General features: G+C 58.4%; 5 protein-coding genes and 1 riboswitch. Of the genes, 1 reads left to right on the plus strand and 4 read right to left on the minus strand.

Annotation, left to right across the window (positions count from 1 at the left end):
* A partial coding sequence (locus ABX749_RS15335; protein ID WP_372896741.1) for a DUF1501 domain-containing protein occupies positions 1-243 on the plus strand: 243 nt, incomplete at its 5' end.
* A gap of 69 nt (positions 244-312) precedes the next feature.
* Here the strand turns inward: ABX749_RS15335 and ABX749_RS15340 are convergent.
* The 4 genes from ABX749_RS15340 to ABX749_RS15355 form a co-directional block, all read right to left on the minus strand.
* The gene (locus ABX749_RS15340; protein ID WP_372896742.1) at positions 313-1203 is read right to left on the minus strand and encodes a PEP-CTERM sorting domain-containing protein; all 891 of its coding nucleotides are present in this window, start codon (positions 1201-1203) and stop codon (positions 313-315) included.
* Positions 1204-1419: 216 nt separating this feature from the next.
* Positions 1420-1655, minus strand: a riboswitch (cobalamin riboswitch).
* A gap of 33 nt (positions 1656-1688) precedes the next feature.
* Complete coding sequence (locus ABX749_RS15345) at positions 1689-2219, minus strand: hypothetical protein (RefSeq protein ID WP_372896743.1); 531 nt, start codon at positions 2217-2219, stop codon at positions 1689-1691.
* Between the two features lie 9 nt (positions 2220-2228).
* Positions 2229-5588: an efflux RND transporter permease subunit gene (locus tag ABX749_RS15350; protein ID WP_372896744.1), complete on the minus strand. Its 3360-nt coding sequence runs from the start codon at positions 5586-5588 to the stop codon at positions 2229-2231.
* Between the two features lie 73 nt (positions 5589-5661).
* The gene (locus tag ABX749_RS15355; RefSeq protein ID WP_372896745.1) at positions 5662-7146 is read right to left on the minus strand and encodes an efflux RND transporter periplasmic adaptor subunit; all 1485 of its coding nucleotides are present in this window, start codon (positions 7144-7146) and stop codon (positions 5662-5664) included.
* Positions 7147-7337 lie beyond the last annotated feature (191 nt).

Genomic DNA, 7337 nt, shown 5'->3' on the forward strand with positions numbered 1-7337 from the left:
CACAACCCCGACGGTTTCACCTGCTGGATGACCGGTGCAGGTGTCAAACCTGGGGTCAGCCATGGGGTCACCGATGAACTGGGACAGAAAGCGGTCCAGGACGTTCATCCGCTGTACGACTTCAACGCTACGATCCTGCATCTGTTAGGGCTCGATCACGAGCGATTGACGTTCGAACACAACGGCATTCAACGCCGCCTGACGAACGTCGAAGGCCACGTGATCCGAGAGATCTTGGCGTAGCCGATTTGACGTTTACGTTGATGATCGTCCTGCATGCAATCGTTTGACGCTGCCAGAGACAGTATCAGATTACGTTTTCCCGCGGGTTCGCGTGACACCGGTCCGACGGCGTGTGCGGCGCAGGGACAGAACACAGCCAGCGAGTCCGAGCATCAGCAGGCCGCCGGGTTCGGGGACGGCCGTGATGTTCAACACGCCAACCCCAAGCCCTTCACCGAGCCGAAAGTCAAATCCGCCCGAACCGGAGGTCATCCAGTTGTCGATAATCGGATTGCCCCGGCTGTCGGTAAAGGATCCATCGCCGGGAATGTCGAACAGACGCACATACTGAATGTTGTTCAGATCGAGCAGCCCGCCGCTGACGAGCGGATCGGTGCTCAGATCATCAAGATCGAATGGAGTGCCAAAACCGGCCGCGTGTTTGCCGGCAAGGTTGTAAACATTGGTGACATCGAAGGGAGAAAAATTGTTTCCGAAACCACCCGGCAATGGCCCCGTGTTCAGACTGACGCTGGGGAAACGAGCGAAATCGGTGCCATTGGTTGAGACATCAACGTACGCGAATTCCGCAAAGAGCCCCGGCGTACCGGCGGCATTTTTGCCGAACAAGAACCCATTTTCGAACACGGCAAAATCGTGGCCGGCTCCATTGCTGATTCCGGCAGCAAACTGAACCGTCAAGTAGCCCGGGGAAACTCCCGCCGCGATCTCCGTCGCATCCAGATCGCCGAGGCTATTGAACCCGCCGGTTTGATTGATCGACGTGCTACCACGCGGACCAAACATCGTCCGCGTCGAATCGATCACGTCGGCCCAGCCGACGAATCTCTCGTCGTCTGCCGCGATCGCACCGTCGATCGCATGGCTGGTGTCGTTCGGGCCCGAATAGATTTCGGCAAACAGCGTCGATGGGGTCGATGCAAACAAGACGGCACAGGACATGATCAAGGGGCGAAACATGCCAGGAAACTCCTTCGTGAATCCATTCCAAAACGCAACCGTCGCTCGAAAACGCGTCCCCGCACTCGCATCCAGGGGTCGCCATCAACGAATGGCTAGGACACGGGCGTAAACGACCGCTGTAGAGAGACGAACGCAAAGTGGAATGGCAGGTTGAATACAATCCAGTGCGAGAATCAACCGCGCACTGCAACGTTCGCCTCAATCCAGGAAGGCACCAAAACGTCTTCGCGAGGTAGGTCTTCTGACTCACCACCTTTTCCGATCGCTCACTGCCTTCTCGTTCGCATTGATTGCGAACAATGGCTGTTTTCAAGAGAGAAGCGATGGATGCGATCCAAACGGAATCGCGGGTGGCACACAGCGGCCGGACCGTCCCGGAATTTCACCGGAGTTCCCTGTTCACTCGCCCGGCTGAGACCGGGCGAGTCACCTCGAACGCGTCGTAGGATAGAAAAAGTTTTCCTGCTGTCAACACGCGCTGCTTAGTGATCATGTCCTTCGTGATCGTGCCCTTCATGATCATGCGTCACGTTTCCGGTATACGACTTGCCTTCGATTTCGATCGTCACCGCACCTTCGGCACCGGCATCGAGCCATTGATCCAACTTTTCATCGACCGAGGTAAAACGCGACGATTGTTCCGGCGGATCGTTCGTGTCGGGATTGGCCGACAAATCAAACGAAGCGACTTGGCCATCGTGCTTCAGACTGACCACCAGTTTGTCGGCCGCGATGGGAACCGGCTTCGTTGCTGAAGAGTCCAGGACGTACATCGAGATCCCATCGGCGCCATGGACCAACTCTGCATGAAACGCTTCTTTGCCGAGTTCAACGAGTTCTCCCCCATGCGGACCGTGCTCGGGGTGCCCGTGGTCATCGTGCGTGTCGGTCGACGCGTGGGATCCGGTGTCGGGGTCTCCGGTCGCTGAAGTCGGTGGGTTTGTCGAGGAATTGCAACCGGTCAACAAGACGGCCAATGCGACAGCGGAAAAGCAAGTGAAAGTGGTTTTCATCGCGTTCTCTCAAGTGGTGAGGGAGGATTCGTTATCGGTGGATGTCGCCACGACGTGTGACGATCTGTCTTTCAAAATTTGTTGTCCGGCACCGACCCCGATGGTCCAGAACAGCGCCGGGCGAACAAAGAATTCCGCCAGCGTGCTGGTCAGCAACCCGCCGACGATCACGGTGGCGATCGGGTACAGGATCTCTTTTCCGGGTTCTCCGGCGGCCAACGCCAATGGCAGCAACCCGATTCCGCTGGTCAGCGCCGTCATCAACACCGGCGCCATCCGTTCCTGACCGGCTCGCCTGACCATCTCTCGTGTCCAAGATTCGCCTTCGTGCTCGACCAGATGCAGGTAATGGTTCAGCAATAGAATCCCGTTGCGACTGGCGATCCCACACAACGAGATAAAACCGACCATCGCAGCGACGGTCAGGTTTTGTTCGGTCAGGACCAGCGCGGCGACGGCTCCGATGAACGCAGTCGGCAACGCAACCAGGACCTGCAACGAGAAGTTCACGTTGCCGAACAGCGTGTACAGCACCAGAAACATGCCGACCAACGCGACGACCGACAGCACGGCCAGTCGGCGGGAAGCGGACTGCTGACTCTCGAACTGACCGCCGTATTCGATAAAGTAACCCGGTTCCAACTCCATTGTGGCCAGTTCGGTCTTGATGTCGTTGACGACATCGACGACACCTCGCTGGGACACGTTGGCTTGCAAGACGATCCGTCGACGGACCTGTTCGCGTTTGATCATGTTGGGACCGCCACTCTCGTAGATTCTCGCGACCGATTCCAACGGCACTACCCCGCCGTCGGGCAGCGGAATGACCAGCCGCTTCAATTTCGAGACGTCTTCGCGAAACGGTTCGTCCAATCGAACGAGCAGATCAAACGTGCGTTGACCGAGCAGGACCTGACTGACGACTTCTCCGTTCATCGCGGTCTGTACGATTTCCATCACGTGTGCCGGGCGCAAACCGTTTTGCGTCAACGCCCTGCGGTTGAGTTCAATCCGAAGTTGCGGGATATTGGTTTGCTGTTCGATCAAGACATCCGCCAGCCCCTCCACTCGAGAAATGCGCTGCTTCATCTCTTCGGCTTTGTTTCTCAAGACGTCTAAGTCGTCGCCGTAGAGTTTGATCCCGATCTGGGCCTTGACCCCAGAAATCATGTGGCTGATCAAGTGGGCGAGCGGTTGTTCGGTGCTGGAAACGACGCCGGGGATCTCATCCATGGCGTGTCGAATTTCGTTGATCGTGTCTTCGCGATCCGCATCGTCGTCGATTTCCAAAAACAGCTCGGTGACGTTGACGCCTTCGGCATGTTCATCCAACTCCGCTCGCCCGGTGCGGCGGGCGATCGATTTGACGTTGTCGATTTCCATCAATCGTTGTTGAACGCGCTGGCCGATCTTGTTGCTGGTGGCTAGCGACGTACCGGGGGCGAGCAACGCGTTGACTTGCACCGAACCTTCATTAAACGGTGGCAGGAAATCACGTTCCAATTGAGACGCTGCGACCAGCGCAAAGGCGACCAGCACGGCGGCAATGCCCAGCACCGGGCCAGCCATTCGCGTGCTCATGTTGATTGCAAATCCTGCGATGCCCTTGAGCCCCTCCAGCAACCGACCTTCCTCGGCGGTTTCTCCACCGAGCCATATTTCCAGCGTCTCGATCACGATCCAGATGACCGGCGTCAATCCGATCGTCCACCAGAGCGGATCACCGGGCAAGCCGATCGGTAGAGCCAGCAGATGAATCACTCTGGGCAGCACCCAATAAACGACGAGAGCCGCGATACCCAGCGACAAAACCGGCAACACCCATCTCCACACCCGTCGACCGACCAGTAGCAACGAGGCCAAGACCGGGGTGACGGTCAACGAGACGGCCAGCGAGACAATCAACGAGACAACGTATCCCATCGCCAACGACACAAACAACTTGCCTTCCATGCCTTCGAGCGCGAACAACGGAATGAAGACCAGGACGACGATTGCCGTGCCGTACACGACGCTGCTGCGGACTTCGATGCTGGCTTCGTAGACCACTCTCAAGATCGGGCGTGGATTGGCCGCGTTGCGATTCTCTTTCAGTCGCCGAAAGATGTTTTCGACATCGACGATCGCATCGTCAACCAATTCACCGATCGCGACAGCCAACCCGCCCAGCGTCATCGTGTTGATCGACAATCCGAACGCGGCGAAGACGCAAGCGGTGGCGATGATGGACAGCGGGATGGCCGTCAGGGTGATGAAGGTGGTGCGGAAATTTAAAAGAAACAAGAACAGGATGACCAACACCAGCACGCCGCCGTCGGCCAGCGCCTCGACGACGTTGTCGATCGCTCGGTCGATGAACGATCGCTGTGAATAGACGTTGGCGATGCGGATGTCATCCGGCAGCGCGATCTTCAGTTCTTCCAACGCTTGCTCAATCGCCTGGTCGACCGCACGGGTATCGCTTCCGGGTTGTTTGTTGATTGTCAGCACCACGGCCGGGCCGCCTTCGACGTTTCCGCTTTCATCACGAGTGTAGGCCGACGAATCGCCGCGCATTTCCTGGACGCCTTTGACTACACGGGCAACGTCGCCGAGCGTGATCGCCCGACCTTCGCGAAGCGTGATTGCGATTTCCCGCAACTCGTCCAAACTGGTGATTCGCCCCAAACCCCGGACGAGCAATTCATTGGCACCGCGTTCATCCAGATAGCCACCGGTCGCATTCAGGTTCGATTCGGCCACTGCCGTATGCACATCGTGCATCGTCAGGTCGAACGAACGCAGTGCGTCGGGGTCGACCAGCACCTGGTATTGCATCCGGCCGCCGCCCATCGTGAACACTTGCGACACACCGGGGATCGTCAACAGCCGTTGGCGGACGACCCAGTCGGCCAACGTTCGCACTTCCATCGGCGGCGTCTGTCCTCCTTCACTCCACATCCCGTACATCAGGATCTGTCCCATGATGGACGAAATCGGCGCCAGGGTCGGCTTGACACCGTCGGGCAACTGATCGGTGGCAAGCTGCAGCCGTTCGGTGACCACCTGTCGATCGTTGTAGATGTCGGTGTTCCAGTCGAATTCGACGTAGATGACCGACAGACCGATGCCGCTGCTGCTACGGACGGCTTCGACACCGCTGGCCCCGTTGAATGCGGTTTCCAGCGGAAACGTGATCAACGCTTCGACTTCTTCGGGCGCAATGCCCGGGGCTTCGGTGATGACCACCACCCGTGGACGATTCAAATTGGGGAAGACGTCGATCGGCAACCGCGTGGTTTGATAGCCGCCGACGAGCAGCAAGACCACGGCAACGGCCAGCACGATCAGCCGGTTGCTGAGCGAGAACGAGATGATTTTGTCTAACATGGTCGCAGAGCGGTCGAATTCCGTTTCCGGAGCAGGGGGTTCGGTGGCGGGCGAGGGGGCTTTCGCTCGACGATCAGTGGTTGTGACCGGCGTGGGGATCAATCGCCCCGCCGGACCGGTTCTTCATGGCCATCTGCAATTGATGGGCGCCGCTCACGGCGATCACCTGTCCCGGCCAGACTTGCCCGTCATTGTGGATCGCGACGTTAATCGAATCGCGGGCGATGATGGAAACGGGGACACGATCGAAGTGGTCGCCATTTTCGACGAACAAATAGCGTTCGGCACCTTCCTCGGCGACGGCGTCCTTGGGAACGACGATCGCATTTTCGACTTGCGAAACCGGCAGCCGAACCGTCAATCGTTGCCCCGGTTTGTACTGCCAACTGATGTAGCGTTTGTTGCCGCTTTGTTCGGTCCGTTCCACTTTGTTGGTCAGCGAGACATAGAACGGCAGCGCACGTGATCGGCGATCGACTTCGGTGCCGATGTAGACCACTTTCAGGCCGTCGATCAGCTCCGGCCCTTCGCCGGACGATTCGATGATGGCTTGAACGTCGGCGCCGGTATCGGCCGCTTTCCGCAACGCCTTTCCGTCGCGTTGGAATGCCTGGCCTTCAATCAACACCTGACTGAAATCAGACAGCTGAGCCAATTCGTCGCCCGCACTGACCGATTCGCCGCGGCGAGCGAGCAACTCAGTCACCAGAAACTCGGCCTCCACATGACGGTGTTCTTCCGTCGGCAGCGGCGGTTGAAGCATCGATGCGTATCGCTCCGTCGAGGATTCGGAGAGACGGTCGTTGGCGTGACCGAGCGATTCATGGTGCAACGAATCGTCTTCATGAATCAGCGGAGCGTAAACCGTGATCTCGCGAATCAACACCCGCGATCGTTCGATCTGCATGATCTGTTCTTCGGTCAAACCGTGCAACAACATCGCCTGCCGCGCGGCCCGCACACCCGCCATCAACTTGTCTCGCTCGTACTGACGGGCCAACAGCGTTTTGCCGGCGATCGCACCCGATGATGCGACCGACGACAGGCGATCGATCTCGCGCTGTTCGACATCCAGCTCGCCGAGCTTTGTCAGAAACGTCTCCTGGGTGTTGACCAAGTCTTGGTGCGTCAATCGCAGCGTGAACAGCGGCGCGCCACTTTTGACCAGTTCGCCGCGCGAAACCAAGATCGAATTCAGCACGCCAGTCAGCGGGCTCGTTACCGCAATGTGCGTGCGTCCCGGCCACTGGGTCACCACGCCGGGGACTTCCATGTATTGCGTGTATCGCCGTACTTCCACCGTCGCCGTTCGCAGCCCCATGTTGGCCCGAGCCTGTTTGCTGAGCGCAACCGACTCGGCTTGCGAATGTCCGTCGTGGTCATGGTCTTCGTGCAGGTCATGGTCTGATTCGGTATCCGCCGTCGTGGGATCGGCCCCGGTGAACCGAGACAACGGATTCGTGCCGACAGCGATGCCAACAGCGATCGTCACTAAGACGGCGACGAGGGTGATCGACGCACCGCGCAATCGCGCTAGCCACGGGTGAGGCGTAGGCATGGTTTGGGTTCCATAGAATGGGCACGCACATGCGCAATCAACGCATGACGCGGATCATCAATCCGATGTGTGATCGCGATCGATGAAAGTGCAAGAAAGATTTGACAACGGCGAAGCGATTCGCGCGGTCAAATCTGCCACGAGCAATGCAGGGCGCAGCGGGATAGAGAGTCGTCCGGGACGACGCCGGA

Source organism: Stieleria sp., from assembly GCF_041595215.1.
GTDB lineage: Bacteria > Planctomycetota > Planctomycetia > Pirellulales > Pirellulaceae > Stieleria > Stieleria magnilauensis.

Bases quoted from the DNA above. Each gene is read 5' to 3' on its own strand.
- ABX749_RS15355 (WP_372896745.1), bottom strand. From the start codon at position 7,146: ATGCCTACGCCTCACCCGTGGCTAGCGCGATTGCGCGGTGCGTCGATC.
- ABX749_RS15345 (WP_372896743.1), bottom strand. From the start codon at position 2,219: ATGAAAACCACTTTCACTTGCTTTTCCGCTGTCGCATTGGCCGTCTTG.
- ABX749_RS15340 (WP_372896742.1), bottom strand. From the start codon at position 1,203: ATGTTTCGCCCCTTGATCATGTCCTGTGCCGTCTTGTTTGCATCGACC.
- ABX749_RS15350 (WP_372896744.1), bottom strand. From the start codon at position 5,588: ATGTTAGACAAAATCATCTCGTTCTCGCTCAGCAACCGGCTGATCGTG.